Raw genomic sequence first — 12,394 nt, forward strand, 5'->3', positions numbered from 1 at the left:
CTCTGACCCGCGGGACGGCCCGGGACGGCGCACGCGCGTAAAGCGGAGGCCCCCGTACGGCCGCTAATTAGGTCGTATGGGGGAACTTTCGCCCGGAACTCCGGGGAAACCACCGGCGGGATCGTTCACCCAGGGCAGCGGAATGTCCGCGACCCTGGAAGGACGGAACATCACCTATGAAGATGACCGCGCGCGGAAGCATTGCGGCGCTCATGACCTGTATGGCCGCGGCCGGTGCGGCCACCCCGGCCGTGGCGGACTCGGTGCCGGTCGGGGTCCCGCTCGACGCCGTGGAGACCACGCTGGGCGTGGACACCCCGCGCGTGGCCACCGGGGTTCCGGTGCCGGTCGTCGGCGCGCCCGAGACGCCCCGCCACCACACCGGCGACATGCTCCCCACCCCGCTGCTCCCGACCGTCCCGATCGCCACCGAGCTCGGCAACACCCTCGTCACCTCGCCGGTGCCGAACCTGCTGGGCCGGCCGGAGACGGACGGCGAGGGCTCCCTGGACGCGCCGGCCACCACCATGCACGCCCGGACCCCGGGTGCGGTGCTCGGCTCCCCGCTGACGATGCCGGACGGCTCCAACTTCGGTCTGCCGAACGTGAAGGCGCCCAAGCTGGGCGTCATCGCCCCCGAGATCACCGGTGCGCCGACGGCCCTGCTCGGCCTCGCTCTGCCCCGCTGAGCCGACGCCACGTCAAAAGGCCGCTCGGTCTGCGAACGTGTACGGCATGGGATTCCATGTCGATTCCGAGACCGGGCGGCTTCGCCGCGTCATCCTCCACCGGCCCGACCTGGAGCTGAAGAGGCTCACACCGAGCAACAAGGACGCGCTGCTCTTCGACGACGTCCTGTGGGTGCGCCGGGCCCGCCAGGAGCACGACGGCTTCGCCGACGTGCTGCGTGACCGGGGCGTCGAGGTCCACCTCTTCGGGGACCTGCTGGTCGAGGCCCTGGAGATCCCGGAGGCGCGCCACCTCGTACTGGACCGCGTCTTCGACGAGAAGGAGTACGGTCCGCTCGCCACCGACCACCTGAGGTCGGTCTTCGACGGGCTGACCTCGGCCGAGCTGGTCGAGGCGCTGGTCGGCGGGATGACCAAGCGGGAGTTCCTGGAGCGGCACGCCGAGCCGGTGTCGGTCCGCTTCCACGCCCTGGAGCTCGACGGCTTCCTGCTGGGCCCGCTGCCCAACCACCTCTTCACCCGCGACACCTCCGCCTGGATCTACGACGGGGTCTCCATCAACGCCATGCGCTGGCCGGCCCGGCAGCGCGAGACCGTCCACTTCGAGGCGATCTACAAGCACCACCCGCTCTTCACCTCCTCCGGGGCCTTCCACTACTGGTCGCAGGGGCAGGTCGACTACCCCTCGACCATCGAGGGCGGTGACGTCCTGGTCATCGGCAACGGCGCCGTGCTGATCGGGATGAGCGAGCGCACCACCCCGCAGGCCGTGGAGATGCTGGCGCGCGGCCTGTTCGCCGCCGGTTCGGCGACCTCGATCGTGGCGCTGGACATGCCCAAGCGGCGGGCGTTCATGCACCTGGACACGGTGATGACGATGGTCGACGGAGATACGTTCACTCAGTACGCGGGCCTGGGCATGCTGCGCTCCTACACGATCGAGCCGGGCGACGGGGCGGGCGAGCTCAAGGTGACCGACCACCCGCCGGAGCGGATGCACCGGGCGATCGCGACGGCGCTCGGCCTCGGTTCGATCCGGGTGCTGACGGCGACGCAGGACGTGCACTCGGCGGAGCGCGAGCAGTGGGACGACGGCTGCAACGTGCTGGCCGTGGAGCCGGGCGTGGTGGTCGCGTACGAGCGCAACGTCACGACCAACACCCACCTGCGCAAGGAGGGCATCGAGGTGATCGAGATCCCGGGCAGCGAGCTGGGGCGGGGGCGGGGCGGTCCGCGCTGCATGAGCTGCCCGGTGGAGCGGGACGCCGTCTGACAGGGGGCCACAGGGGCTGTATAGCAATGCATAGGATCGTATAGACTTCCAGCATCCCCTGTCACCGTGACTCTGGAGCGTCCCCATGGCCACCGACCTCGTCGGCCGTAGTTTCCTCAAGGAGCTCGACTTCACCGCCGCCGAGTTCCGCGGCCTGATCGAGCTCGCCGCCGAACTCAAGGCGGCCAAGAAGGCCGGGACCGAGGAGCGCCGCCTCCAGGGCAAGAGCATCGCCCTGATCTTCGCGAAGACCTCGACGCGCACCCGCTGCGCGTTCGAGGTCGCCGCGGCCGACCAGGGCGCCCACACCACCTACCTCGACCCCTCCGGCTCCCAGATGGGCCACAAGGAGTCGGTCAAGGACACCGCCCGGGTGCTGGGCCGGATGTTCGACGGCATCGAGTACCGGGGCGAGCGCCAGGACACCGTCGAGGAGCTCGCCGAGCACGCCGGCGTGCCGGTTTTCAACGGGCTCACCGACGACTGGCACCCCACCCAGATGCTGGCCGACGTGCTCACCATGACCGAGCACTGCGCCAAGCCGCTGGAGCGCATCGCCTTCGCCTACCTCGGCGACGCCCGCTTCAACATGGGCAACTCCTACCTGGTGACCGGCGCGCTGCTGGGCATGGACGTGCGGATCGTCGCGCCGAAGTCCTACTGGCCGGCCGAGCAGGTGGTGGCCGCGGCCCGTGAGCTGGCGGCATCGAGCGGCGCCCGGATCACGCTGACCGAGGAGATCGCCGAGGGGGTCGCCCAGACCGACTTCGTCGTGACCGACATCTGGGTCTCCATGGGCGAGCCCAAGGAGGTCTGGGACGAGCGGATCGCGGCCCTGGCCCCGTACGCCGTCACCATGGACGTGCTGCGCGCCACCGGGAACCCGGACGTGAAGTTCCTGCACTGCCTGCCGGCCTTCCACGACCTCGGCACCAAGGTGGCCCGGGAGATCCACGAGCGGCACGGGCTGGAGTCGCTGGAGGTGACGGACGAGGTGTTCGAGTCCGCGCACTCGGTCGTCTTCGACGAGGCGGAGAACCGGCTGCACACCATCAAGGCCGTGCTCGTCGCCCTGCTGGCCGGGCCGGCCGCATAGTCATGCGGGGGCGTGCCGCTCGCGCCGGATGGTCACGCCGGATGGTCACGCCGGGCGGGCGGGCAGGGTGAACCACGCGGCGGCAGCATGACGTGGGGCACCCCGACGTCAGGCGGGGGCCGGCGCTCCCCGCCGAACCGGAACGACTGTCGCGTTTCTGTGACGGCGGTCACGATCCAGTGATACCTTCGGGAGGGTGAGTCCCTTCCTTGGTTCCACACCAGCGACCGAACGGTGGCGCCACCTGCGGGTGGACCGGCAGGACGGCGTCGCCACCGTCACCCTCGACCGCCCCCGGAAGCTGAACGCGCTCACCTTCGGTGCCTACGCCGACCTGCGCGATCTGCTCGCCGAGCTGTCCCGGGAGCGTTCCGTACGCGCCCTCGTGCTCGGCGGCGAGGGCCGCGGCTTCTGCTCCGGCGGCGACGTCGACGAGATCATCGGCGCCACCCTCGCGATGGACACCGCCCAGCTCCTCGACTTCAACCGGATGACCGGCCAGGTGGTGCGCGCCATCCGCGAGTGCCCCTTCCCGGTCATCGCCGCCGTGCACGGAGTGGCCGCCGGGGCCGGGGCCGTCATCGCCCTCGCCGCCGACTTCCGGATCGCCGACCCCACCGCCCGCTTCGCCTTCCTCTTCACGCGGGTCGGCCTCTCGGGCGGGGACATGGGCGCCGCCTACCTGCTGCCCCGGGTCGTCGGGCTCGGCCACGCCACCAGACTGCTGATGCTGGGCGAACCCGTACCCGCGCCGGAGGCCGAGCGGATCGGCCTGCTCAGCGAGGTCACCGAGGAGGGCAAGGCCCACGCACGGGCCGCCGAACTGGCCGCACACCTCGCCGCGGGCCCGGCCCTCGCGTACGCGCAGACCAAGGCGCTGCTGACCGCCGAACTCGACATGCCGCTGGCCGCTTCGGTGGAGCTGGACGCCAACACGCAGGCCCTGCTGATGCACGGCGCGGACTACGCGGAGTTCCACGCCGCCTTCACCGGGAAACGGCCGCCGCGGTGGAAGGGCAGGTAGCCCGGTGACCGCGGGCGCCATGCGGGTCGCCGTCGTCGGCGGGGGACCGGGAGGACTGTACGCCGCGGCCCTCCTGGCCCGGCAGGGGCACACGGTGGAGGTCTGGGAGCGCGGCGCCCCCGACGAGACCTTCGGCTTCGGAGTGGTGCTCTCCGACGAGACGCTCGGCGGCATCGAGCGCGCCGACACCGTGGTCTACGCGGCCCTGTGCGCGGAGTTCGTGCGCTGGGACGACGTCGAGATCGTGCACCGGGGGCGGCTGCTCACCTCCGGCGGCCACGGCTTCGCCGCGCTCGGCCGGCGGCGGCTGCTGGAGATCCTGCACGAACGCTGCGCCGGACTGGGCGTGCGCCTGCACTTGCGCTCCGGGGCGCCGGACACGGCCGCGCTCGCCGCCTCGTACGACCTGGTCATCGCCGCGGACGGAGTGCACAGCAACACCCGGCAGCAGGGCGCCGAGCACTTCGGGCCGACCTTGACGAGCGGGCGGTGCCGCTACATCTGGCTGGCCGCAGACTTCGCCTTCGACGCCTTCCGCTTCGAGATCGCGCAGACCGAGCACGGGGTCGTGCAACTGCACGCGTACCCGTTCTCCGCCGACGAGTCGACCGTGATCATCGAGATGCGCGAGGAGGTCTGGCGGGCGGCCGGCTTCGACCTGTGCGACGAGGCCGAGTCGGCGGCGCGCTGCGCCAAGATCTTCGGCGAGGCCCTGCGCGGGCGGCCCCTGCACGGCAACCGCTCGGCGTGGACGCAGTTCCGCACGGTCGTCAACGAGCGCTGGTCCCACGGCAATGTGGCCCTGCTCGGCGACGCGGCGCACACCGCGCACTTCTCCATCGGCTCCGGCACCAAGCTCGCGGTGGAGGACGCCCTCGCGCTCGCCGAAGCGGTCGCCCGCGAGCCGGACGTCCCCGCGGCGCTCGCCGCGTACGAAGCCGCGCGGCGCCCCGCCGTCGCCAGCACCCAGCGGGCCGCGGCCGCCAGCATGCGGTGGTTCGAGGAGATCGCCGGGTACCTCGACCAGCCCGCCCGGCAGTTCGCCTTCAACCTCCTCACCCGCAGCCGCCGGGTCACGCACGACAACCTGCGGCTGCGTGACACACGCTTCGCGCGCGCCGTGGAACGGGACTTCGGCTGCCCGGACGAGGGAACTCCGCCCATGTTCACCCCGTTCACCCTGCGCGGGCTGACCCTGCGCAACCGGATCGTGGTGTCCCCGATGGACATGTACTCGGCGAAGGACGGGCTGCCGGGCGACTTCCACTTGGTGCACCTGGGCTCGCGGGCGCTGGGCGGAGCCGCCCTGGTGATGACGGAGATGGTGTGCGTCAGCGCGGAGGGCCGGATCACACCCGGCTGCACCGGCCTGTACACCGCCGAGCAGGGCGCCGCCTGGGCCCGCATCGCCGACTTCGTGCACACCTCGGCGCCCGGCACGGCCCTCGGGGTCCAGCTCGGCCACTGTGGCCGCAAGGGCTCGACCCGCGTGATGTGGGAGGGCATGGACGAGCCCCTGCCCGAGGGCAACTGGCCCGTGGTGGCGGCCTCCGCGCTGCCGTACCGGCCGGGCGTCTCGGCCGTCCCGCGCGCGCTCGCGGCCGCCGACCTCGCCGCGATCCGCTCCGACTTCGCCGCGGCCGCCGTCCGGGCCGCCGACAGCGGCTTCGACCTGCTCGAACTGCACTGCGCGCACGGCTATCTGCTGTCCGGGTTCCTGTCCCCGCTGACCAACCACCGCGAGGACGCGTACGGCGGCCCGCTGGAGAACCGGCTCCGCTTCCCGCTGGAGGTCTTCGACGCGGTACGCGCCGTGTGGCCCGCGGACCGGCCCATGACGGTCCGCCTCTCGGCCACCGACTGGGCCGCGGGCGGCACCTCCCCGCAGGAGGCCGTCGACATCGCGGCCGCCTTCGCCGCCCACGGTGCCGACGCCATCGACGTCTCGACCGGCCAGGTGGTCGCGGACGAGGCCCCGGAGTACGGGCGCTCGTACCAGACCCCGTACGCCGACCGCATCCGCAACGCGCTCGGCGTGCCCGTCATCGCCGTCGGCGCGATCTCCTCCTGGGACGACGTCAACTCCCTGCTCCTGGCGGGCCGCGCGGACCTGTGCGCGGTCGGCCGGCCCCACCTGTACGACCCGCACTGGACCCTGCACGCGGCGGCCGACCAGTCCTACGACGGCCCGGCCGCGCCCTGGCCCGCCCCCTACCGGGCGGGCAGCCGCAGGCCGCCTACGGGACGCGGCTGAGGCACTCGTGGCACAGGCAGGGCTCCGGGTGCGGCCGGTCGGGCCAGCGCCCGGCGCGGTACGTCCGGGCGCTGCGCTCCAGATCGGCCGCGCCCGCCACGGCCCCCTCCTCGTCGCCGATCCACGAGAACCCGATGGTCCGGAGCAGGGCCGGGCTGCGCACCAGCTGAGGCCGGAAGGTGTGCAGGTGGCGGGCGGGCACGATCGCGTTGACGAAGCGGGGGCTCCGGCGCGTCCGGCCGGCGACCGAGCAGTACTCCCGGCCGCCGGACCAGCCGCAGACGTACACCTTGGCGCCGCCCTTGAAGGTCTTCGTGCCCGGCCGCTGTCCCTGACCGCCCTCGCCGTGGCGGCGCCACCGCACCACGTTCGCGGCGATCGTCCACACGGGTTCCAGAGGCTCGTGCGGCCGCGCGGTGCTCATGCCGCGACGACCTCGGTGCGGTCCTCGACCGGGGTGTAACCCAGGCGCAGGTAGACGCCGTTGCTGGTGGGGTTGGCCAGGTCCGTGAAGAGCAGGACCTCCGAGGCGCCGGCCGCGTACGCCGCCTCGCTCGCCGCGTGCGTGACCCCGGCCGCGTACCCGCGGCCCCGCTCGGCGGGCGGGGTGTACACCGGGCCGATGCGGGCGGCCGAGCCGATGGGACGGGAGAAGGAGGCCAGCGAGACGGGGATCCCGGCGTGTTCCCAGAGCCGGATCCCGCCGTACGAGATCCGGTCGCGGAGCCGGGCCCCGGACGCGGGACCCACCACCCCCGCCTCCTCGTGAAAGGCCGTGATCCACTCCAGGAGCAGCGGGAGGTCGCTCTCGGCGGCGAGCCGGGCCCGCCCCGCCGGGACGGGATCGGGGGCGACCAGCCCGGCCAGCCGGTAGAGACGGTTCTCCTCGGCGACCCGGCTGGGCCGCACCCAGGCCTCGGCCAGCGCCTGAGCGTCGGGACGGCGGGCGTTGAACCCGCGGATCCCGGCGAGCAGCGGCTCGGTGTCGAGGGCGGCCGCGAGCGCCCGGACCGCCTCCGCGGGCAGCGCGCCGAGCAGCAGCGGGTGGGGCGGGGTGCACAGGAGGCCGCCGCTGACGACCCCGTCGGCCCCGGTCCACCAGCCGAAGAAGGGGTCGGCCGGCCCGAAGGCGTGCGGGCCGCCCCGCCGCAGCGTGTCGGCGGTGGTCAGCAGGATCGAGTTGGAGACGGGCCGCGCCGCCACGGCCGGGCCCGCCACAGCCAGGTAGGCCGCCAGGTCGGAAGTGAAAGTCCAGGTCATGGCCCATCCTCGCGCGGCTCCGAGCCCCCGTGCACCCGAGTTTTCGGGGGCCCTGGGGCGGCTGTGGCCGGTCACGGCCGGACGAAGCCCGCGCCCCGGTCCCGCAGCCGCGCGTGCAGTTCGGCGAAGACCGCCGCGGCGCGGTCGCCCGCCCAGTCCGCCGGGAGCAGCTCGCGCGGCAGCCCCGGGTCGGCGTACGGGAGGCGGCGCCAGGAGTCCAGGGCGAGGAGGTAGCCGCGATAGGCCTCCTCCGGGGAGGGCTCCGGGCCCGACTGGAGGGCCCGCAGGGCAGGTTCGTGCAGGTCGAGGAATTCCTCGTGCTGCTTGGCCAGGGCCGCCAGGTCCCACCAGCGGCCCACCGCCTCCGCGGTCGGGGCGAAGCCGAGGTGCGCGCCGCGGAACAGCTCCACGTACGCCGTCAGGTGCAGCCGGTCCAGGGTGTGCCGGGTCTCCCCGTACAGGTGCGCCGGGGCGATCCACACGCCCGGCGCCACCGCGCCGAAGCCGAGCCGGGCCAGGCGGGAGCGCAGCAGGTGCCGCTTGTCCCGCTCCTGCTCCGGGACGGAGAAGACGGCCACCAGCCAGTCCGGCGACGGCTCCGGGGCCCCGTAGATCCGACGGTCGCCGTCCTCCAGGAGCTGGCGCGCCTCCTCGGAGAGCTCGTACGCCGCCGAGCCGTCCCCGGCGCGCGCCGGCAGCAGGAAGCCGCGCCGCTTGAGCCGGGACACCGAGGAGCGCACCGACGGGGCGTCCACGCCGGCCGCGCCCAGCAGGCGGATCAGCGCGGCCACCGGGACCGGGCCCTCGAAGGACCGCCCGTAGGCTCCGTAGAACGTGACGATCAAAGATCGCGGAGTGTGCTGCTCGACCACGGCTTCACTCTAGATCTCCAGGTCGCGCAGCCGGAAACGCTGGAGTTTCCCGGTGGCCGTGCGCGGCAACGACGGCAGGAAGACGAAGGTGCGGGGGCACTTGTGGGGAGCCAGCTCCGCCCGCATGAAGGTGCGCAGGGCGTCCTCCGTGAGGACGACGCCCTCACGGGTGACCGTGTACGCCACCACGATCTGCCCGCGGCGTTCGTCCGGGCGGCCGACCACCGCGGCCTCCAGTACGTCCGGGTGGCGCAGCAGCGCCTCCTCGACCTCCGGTCCGGCGATGTTGTACCCCGCCGAGACGATCATGTCGTCGGCGCGTGCGACGTACCGGAAGTACCCCTCCGGGTCGCGGACGTAGGTGTCGCCGGTCAGGTTCCAGCCGTCCCGTACGTACTCCCCCTGCCGCGGATCGGCCAGGTACCGGCAGCCCACCGGCCCGCGCACCGCCAGCAGCCCCGGCTCGTTGTCCGCGACGGGCCGCCCCGCGGCGTCCACCACCCGGGCCTGCCAGCCCGGGACCACCCGGCCCGTCGTACCGGGGCGGATGTCCTCGTCGGCGGCCGAGATGAAGATGTGCAGCAGCTCGGTGGCCCCGATGCCGTTGATGATCCGCAGGCCGGTGCGCTCGTACCAGGCCCGCCAGGTGGCCGCGGGCAGGTTCTCGCCCGCCGAGACGCAGCGCCGCAGCGCCGAGAGGTCGTAGGCCCCCGCGTCGTACGGGCCCAGGGTGTCCAGCATCGACCGGTACGCGGTGGGCGCGGTGAACAGCACCGTCACCCGGTGCTCGGCGAGCGCGGGCAGCAGCCGGCGCGGCGTCGCCTCCTCCAGCAGCAGCGCGCAGGCGCCCGCGCGCAGCGGGAAGACGACCAGCCCGCCGAGCCCGAAGGTGAAACCGAGCGGCGGACTGCCCGCGAAGACGTCGTCCGGCCGGGGGCGCAGGACGTTGCTGGAGAAGGTGTCGGCGACGGACAGCAGGTCGCGGTGGAAGTGCATGCAGCCCTTGGGCCGGCCGGTGGTGCCGGAGGTGAAGGCGATCAGGGCCACGTCGTCGGCCGAGGTCGGCACGGCCGGGAAGGGGCCCGGACGCTCCCGCGCCAGGCTCAGCAGATCGCCCGGGCCCCCGCCGCCGTACGGGGTGATCCGCAGGCCCGGCACCTGCGCCTTGACCAGGTCGTCCATCACGTCCGCATGGCACAGCGCGTGCCGTACCTCGGCCATCGCGCACACCGTGGCCAGCTCCTGCGCGCGCTGCTGGGCCAGCACGGTGACGGCCACCGCGCCCGCCTTCATCACCGCCAGCCAGCAGGCCGCGAGCCACGGGCCGGTCGGGCCGCGCAGCAGCACCCGGTTGCCGGGGACGACCCCGAGGTCGGCGGTGAGCACGTGGGCGAGGCGGTCCACCCGGTCGAGGAGTTCCCCGTACGTCCACACCGTGCCGTCGCCGCCGCGGAAGGCCGGGCGGCCCGGGCCGTACCGGGCGATGGTGGCGTCGAGCAGCTCCGCACCGCAGTTGAGCCGGTCGGGGTAGGCCAGTTCGGGGAGCTCGAAGAGCAGCCGCGGCCAGGCGTGCGGGGGAGGCAGGTGGTCGCGCGCGAAAGTGTCGGAGTGGGCGGAAGGCTTGAGCTCCAAGGCGGGTTCGCCCCCTTGCAACGGTCCGGCCCCTGCGTGTGGGACCGGAATGGGTGGAGCCGGCCGTGCGGTTGCCACACGAGCGTATCGTCATGGTGACGGCAGTCAACAGGACGCGATAGAGGCGGGGACATTCGGATGACCGGATTCGCGCTCGGGGCGGACCAGGAGGCGTGGTGCGGGCGGCTGCGCGCACTCGCCGGGCAACGGCTGCGGCCGCTGGCGCAGAAGGGGGAGCCGGGGCGGGTCAACCGGCCGCTGCTGGCGGCCCTGGCGGAGGAGGGGCTGTTGGACCGGCTCTTCACGTCGGGGGCGCTGGAGCTGTGCCTGCTGCGCGAGTCCCTCGCGTACGGCTGCACGGAGGCCGAGACGGCGCTGGCCCTCCAAGGGCTGGGGGCCTACCCCGTGCTCCGGGCGGGCAGTACGCGCCAGCGCGAGCGCTGGCTGCCCCCGGTGCGCGCGGGGCGGGCGGTGGCGGCCTTCGCGCTGAGCGAGCCGGGGGCCGGGTCGGACGCGGCCGCGCTGGCGCTCCGGGCGGAGCCGGCGGCCGGAGGCTGGCGGCTGAGCGGGGAGAAGTGCTGGATCTCCAACGCCCCGGAGGCCGACTTCTACACCGTGTTCGCCCGCACCGGGGAGGAGCCGGGGGCCAAGGGGGTCACGGCCTTCCTGGTCCCCGCGGACCGGCCGGGGCTGTCGGGGGAGCCGCTGGACATGCTCTCCCCGCACCCGATCGGCTCGCTGCTCTTCGACGGGGTCGAGGTGGGCCCGCAAGACCTGCTGGGAGAGCCCGGCCGGGGCTTCCGGGTGGCGATGGACACCCTGAACCTCTTCCGCCCCAGCGTCGGCGCCTTCGCCGTCGGCATGGCCCGGGCCGCGCTGGACGCGACGCTGGCGCACACGGCGGGCCGCAGCGCCTTCGGCGGCGTACTGGGCGACCTCCAGTCGGTGGCCCACCGGGTCGCGGAGATGGCGACCCGTACGGAAGCGGCCCGGCTGCTGGTGTACGCGGCCGCCGAGGCGTACGACGCCGGCTCGCCGGAGGTGCCGCGGCGGGTGGCGATGGCGAAGCTGCTGGCCACCGAGACGGCGCAGTACGTGGTCGACCACGCGGTGCAACTGCACGGCGCGTGCGCGCTGCGGCGCGGGCACCTGCTGGAGCACCTGTACCGGGAGGTACGGGCGCCGCGGATCTACGAGGGGGCGAGCGAGGTGCAGCTCACGATCATCGCGAAGGAGCTGTACCGGGGAGTGCGGGAGGTGGCCGAGCGATGAGCGTCGAGCGCGTCAATCCGCCCGGGCTGTCCCCGGCGGCCGGTTTCTCCCACGCGGTGGTCGCCGAGGGCGGACGTCTGGTGTTCCTGGCAGGTCAGACCGCGCTGGACGCTTCGGGCAAGGTGGTGGGAGAAACGCTGCCGGAGCAGTTCGAGCGGGCCCTGGGAAACCTGCTGGCGGCCCTGGCGGCGGCGGGCGGTGCGCCGGCCGCTCTGGCGCGGGTCACGGTGTACGCCGTCGACGTGCCGGCCTACCGGCAGCACGCCCCCGAACTCGGGCGGATCTGGCGCCGGTTGGCGGGCCGTGACTACCCGGCGATGGCGGTCATCGGGGTGGTCCGGCTGTGGGACGAGCAGGCACTGGTCGAACTGGACGGCGTCGCGGTCCTGCTTTGACAGCTCGCCGGACAGGAGAGAGGGTGGATATGCCCCTTTTGTGAACTCCGTCTTCCATACTCGGAGGTGCATGGATATGCGCCGTGGGTTCGTTGCGGCAGCCGTGGCAGGGGCCGCCGGGATCACGCTCGGCCTGATGCCCGTCAGTGGTGCTTTCGCCGCGGCTCTTCCGCAGACCGTCCAGCAGAACTTCAGGTGTTCCGACCACTGGAACGGCGATCGATGGCGGGACTGCTGCGATCGCGACTGGAACAACCGCCCCAGCTGGTGCTGGGACCAGGACGACTGGAACAACGACAGCTGGAACAACGGCTGGCACAACAGCAACTGGAACAACAACTGGCACGACAACCGCCACGACGGCAACTGGAACAACAACAACGACTGGCATGGCAACTGGAACAACAACGACCGGCACGACAACGGTGACTGGAACGGCTGGAACGGCTGGAACCGCTGACCGCTGACCCTCACCGCGTCCACTGACCCCGCCCGCCTCTCCCTGACGCCCGGACCCGTGGGGGGCCCCCCGGGCGCCCCGGGCCCGGGGGCCGCCCGGGGGGGGGGGGGGGGGGGCCGGCCGGCGGGGTGCGCGCCACTCCCACGGTGCCCCCCCCGGGGGCGGGC

General features: G+C 73.4%; 12 protein-coding genes. 8 read left to right on the top strand and 4 right to left on the bottom strand.

The window, feature by feature from the left end; genetic code table 11:
• The first annotated feature begins 182 nt into the window (after positions 1 to 182).
• The 5 genes from ACFWB8_RS12495 (at position 183) to ACFWB8_RS12515 (ending at position 6,336) form a co-directional block, all read left to right on the top strand.
• Positions 183 to 689, top strand: coding sequence for a hypothetical protein (locus tag ACFWB8_RS12495; protein ID WP_385225056.1), 507 nt, complete (start codon positions 183 to 185; stop codon positions 687 to 689).
• Positions 690 to 735: 46 nt separating this feature from the next.
• Complete coding sequence (locus ACFWB8_RS12500; RefSeq protein WP_385225058.1) at positions 736 to 1,962, top strand: arginine deiminase; 1,227 nt, start codon at positions 736 to 738, stop codon at positions 1,960 to 1,962.
• Between the two features lie 85 nt (positions 1,963 to 2,047).
• Entirely contained in the window at positions 2,048 to 3,058 is a 1,011-nt protein-coding gene (gene argF / locus ACFWB8_RS12505) for an ornithine carbamoyltransferase (protein ID WP_385225060.1), read from the top strand.
• Positions 3,059 to 3,254: 196 nt separating this feature from the next.
• Positions 3,255 to 4,082: an enoyl-CoA hydratase family protein gene (locus ACFWB8_RS12510; protein WP_385225062.1), complete on the top strand. Its 828-nt coding sequence runs from the start codon at positions 3,255 to 3,257 to the stop codon at positions 4,080 to 4,082.
• Between the two features lie 19 nt (positions 4,083 to 4,101).
• The gene (locus ACFWB8_RS12515; RefSeq protein WP_385225089.1) at positions 4,102 to 6,336 is read left to right on the top strand and encodes a bifunctional salicylyl-CoA 5-hydroxylase/oxidoreductase; all 2,235 of its coding nucleotides are present in this window, start codon (positions 4,102 to 4,104) and stop codon (positions 6,334 to 6,336) included.
• On the opposite strand, the gene ACFWB8_RS12520 is transcribed toward ACFWB8_RS12515, so the two are convergent.
• From ACFWB8_RS12520 to ACFWB8_RS12535, 4 genes are all read right to left on the bottom strand, one after another.
• Positions 6,320 to 6,760 (bottom strand): hypothetical protein, encoded by a 441-nt coding sequence (locus ACFWB8_RS12520; protein WP_385225064.1) that lies wholly within the window; start codon positions 6,758 to 6,760, stop codon positions 6,320 to 6,322. The genes ACFWB8_RS12515 and ACFWB8_RS12520 overlap by 17 nt on opposite strands.
• On the bottom strand, positions 6,757 to 7,596 hold the full coding sequence (locus tag ACFWB8_RS12525) for a GNAT family N-acetyltransferase (protein WP_385225066.1): 840 nt from the start codon (positions 7,594 to 7,596) through the stop codon (positions 6,757 to 6,759). The genes ACFWB8_RS12520 and ACFWB8_RS12525 overlap by 4 nt, the downstream gene beginning before the upstream one ends.
• A gap of 71 nt (positions 7,597 to 7,667) precedes the next feature.
• Positions 7,668 to 8,468 carry a PaaX family transcriptional regulator C-terminal domain-containing protein gene (locus ACFWB8_RS12530; protein WP_385225068.1) on the bottom strand — a complete coding sequence of 267 codons (801 nt, stop codon included), beginning with the start codon at positions 8,466 to 8,468 and terminating at the stop codon, positions 7,668 to 7,670.
• A gap of 9 nt (positions 8,469 to 8,477) precedes the next feature.
• Entirely contained in the window at positions 8,478 to 10,100 is a 1,623-nt protein-coding gene (locus ACFWB8_RS12535) for an AMP-binding protein (RefSeq protein WP_385225070.1), read from the bottom strand.
• A 138-nt stretch (positions 10,101 to 10,238) separates the two neighbouring features.
• Here ACFWB8_RS12535 and ACFWB8_RS12540 point away from each other — a divergent pair, with 138 nt between their 5' ends.
• From ACFWB8_RS12540 to ACFWB8_RS12550, 3 genes are all read left to right on the top strand, one after another.
• Positions 10,239 to 11,372 carry an acyl-CoA dehydrogenase family protein gene (locus ACFWB8_RS12540; protein ID WP_385225072.1) on the top strand — a complete coding sequence of 378 codons (1,134 nt, stop codon included), beginning with the start codon at positions 10,239 to 10,241 and terminating at the stop codon, positions 11,370 to 11,372.
• Complete coding sequence (locus tag ACFWB8_RS12545) at positions 11,369 to 11,767, top strand: RidA family protein (RefSeq protein ID WP_385225074.1); 399 nt, start codon at positions 11,369 to 11,371, stop codon at positions 11,765 to 11,767. Before ACFWB8_RS12540 ends, ACFWB8_RS12545 begins: the two co-directional genes overlap by 4 nt.
• A 136-nt stretch (positions 11,768 to 11,903) precedes the next feature.
• Positions 11,904 to 12,227: a hypothetical protein gene (locus ACFWB8_RS12550; RefSeq protein WP_385225076.1), complete on the top strand. Its 324-nt coding sequence runs from the start codon at positions 11,904 to 11,906 to the stop codon at positions 12,225 to 12,227.
• Positions 12,228 to 12,394: the final 167 nt, after the last annotated feature.

The sequence above is a fragment of the Streptomyces sp. NPDC060031 genome (assembly GCF_042736805.1).
Classification (GTDB): domain Bacteria; phylum Actinomycetota; class Actinomycetes; order Streptomycetales; family Streptomycetaceae; genus Streptomyces.

Coding starts and splice junctions, on each gene's coding strand:
- ACFWB8_RS12495 (WP_385225056.1), top strand. CDS start 183: ATGACCGCGCGCGGAAGCATTGCGGCGCTCATGACCTGTATGGCCGCG.
- ACFWB8_RS12500 (WP_385225058.1), top strand. CDS start 736: ATGGGATTCCATGTCGATTCCGAGACCGGGCGGCTTCGCCGCGTCATC.
- argF (WP_385225060.1), top strand. CDS start 2,048: ATGGCCACCGACCTCGTCGGCCGTAGTTTCCTCAAGGAGCTCGACTTC.
- ACFWB8_RS12515 (WP_385225089.1), top strand. CDS start 4,102: ATGCGGGTCGCCGTCGTCGGCGGGGGACCGGGAGGACTGTACGCCGCG.
- ACFWB8_RS12520 (WP_385225064.1), bottom strand. CDS start 6,760: ATGAGCACCGCGCGGCCGCACGAGCCTCTGGAACCCGTGTGGACGATC.
- ACFWB8_RS12525 (WP_385225066.1), bottom strand. CDS start 7,596: ATGACCTGGACTTTCACTTCCGACCTGGCGGCCTACCTGGCTGTGGCG.
- ACFWB8_RS12540 (WP_385225072.1), top strand. CDS start 10,239: ATGACCGGATTCGCGCTCGGGGCGGACCAGGAGGCGTGGTGCGGGCGG.
- ACFWB8_RS12545 (WP_385225074.1), top strand. CDS start 11,369: ATGAGCGTCGAGCGCGTCAATCCGCCCGGGCTGTCCCCGGCGGCCGGT.
- ACFWB8_RS12550 (WP_385225076.1), top strand. CDS start 11,904: ATGCCCGTCAGTGGTGCTTTCGCCGCGGCTCTTCCGCAGACCGTCCAG.